The sequence below is a fragment of the Mesorhizobium qingshengii genome, from assembly GCF_900103325.1.
GTDB classification, from domain to species: Bacteria; Pseudomonadota; Alphaproteobacteria; order Rhizobiales; family Rhizobiaceae; genus Mesorhizobium; species Mesorhizobium qingshengii.
The window spans coordinates 1-1,615 of record NZ_FMXM01000102.1; the positions used below are offsets into that span (position 1 = coordinate 1).

General features: G+C 53.4%; 1 protein-coding gene. It reads left to right on the plus strand.

Annotated elements, in window-relative coordinates; genetic code table 11:
* Window positions 1-329 precede the first annotated feature (329 nt).
* Window positions 330-1,286 carry a sterol desaturase family protein gene (locus tag BLS48_RS34555; protein ID WP_084791833.1) on the plus strand — a complete coding sequence of 319 codons (957 nt, stop codon included), beginning with the start codon at window positions 330-332 and terminating at the stop codon, window positions 1,284-1,286.
* Window positions 1,287-1,615 lie beyond the last annotated feature (329 nt).

Genomic DNA, 1,615 nt, shown 5'->3' on the forward strand with positions numbered 1-1,615 from the left:
TCATTCGTCATTCTCCTGTTCCGGCACTCATGCCGATCTCAGGCAGAAATTCCACTTATCACCCTGTCCAATTTTGCCGAGCCACCTCTCTTCGTCATTCCTCCAACCATTCTAGACATGGATGAGTCTTATCCAAACAACTGATTTTACCGATCTATGAAAATGCTGCATAGCCCCATCCCTGCGGCGCCCCATCTGCGCTGACATAGGTCCGGCTTCCGACTCGGGGCTGCGCTTGAGATGGTCTCGCCCTCGTGGCAAAGACGACTTCATTGATGGGAGACCCTCCGGCCTTGGTTGGAGCATTGACGATTCGCAGGAGCAAACAAATGCACGTTCTCGATATTGACCACGTGACTCAGATATTCGTGAAATCGTTTGAACTAGTTGTAATGTTCGCAACCGTTTGCGCCGCGCTGGAGTTAACCTTTCCGGCTCATCGATACAGCTTTGCGTCGTACGTTCGCGGCTTTAGAAATTGGACTATTCGCCTCGGGTGTGCTGCTGTTATCTGGCACCTCTACGCTCTGACAGTGAGCTGGTTAGGGATAAAACCTCTCGTAACTATCAGTTTCGGTACGTTGCTTCATTCTGAAAACGCGTTCGTAAATAGTGGATTGGCGGTCCTTTCAGGTGTTTTGGTCGCGATTGTGGCCGACTTCTTCTACTACTGGATGCACCGCGCTCAGCATGCTTTTCCATTCCTTTGGCGCATGCACGCTACCCACCACTCGATCCGCGAATTGACGGCATGGAATTGCCATCATCACGTTTCGGAGCCACTTGTTTACGCAGGGTTTGTGGCAGTACCACTCACGCTACTCCACTTCGAATCTGGCGTAGTGCCCGCGGTCGCCATGACGCTGATCACTTTTCAGGCTCATCTCTCACACTCTAGCACCCGCATCAATCTTGGCCCGCTTCGATATATCATTGGCGACAATAAATTCCACCGCATTCACCACTCGTTGGAGCCGCTCCACCGGCGTCGAAACTACGGGTTTTTTACAACTATCTGGGACACCATTTTTGCAACGGCATACTGGCCAAAAAAGAACGAGTGGCCGGAAGTTGGCCTGCGAGACCAGCCTGAGCCGCTCACCGTGCGCGATTACATTATGTTCCCATTTGATCGACGTCGCTGGCGTAGAGCCAAAGACGGAAGTGGTGTAGAGGCCGGGAAACCCGCGGAGGTTTACGTTTCGAGTTCGATTGTCGAGGGCGGCTCCCATCAACTGGGCCTGGAAAGGGATGGATCATTGTCGAAGGGCTTGCCCGAGACATAGGATCTGTAACTCCAGAAGGCGGGCATTGCTCCTCGCGTGCAATACAGGCACGCCGAAGTTTTGCAGACCTTGCCTGGAAGTTGCAGACGACTCTAGCACTACTTTGGCAGTTTTTAGCGACGGGCAGTTTTTGTGGTTCCCAAGAGAGGGTTTGCGTGATTGATGGGAGGTCGGCTTATGGAGGGCCGATCAATGGACGTGGATTGGCAAGCCGATCTGGATCGCTGGCTCGCGCCGTTTGTCGCGGCGCTACGGCACAAGACGAGGGCGCGGGGTGCTGTCACATTGATTGAGGGGTAAGGAAATTGAGGTAGCAGCGCGCCCATGAC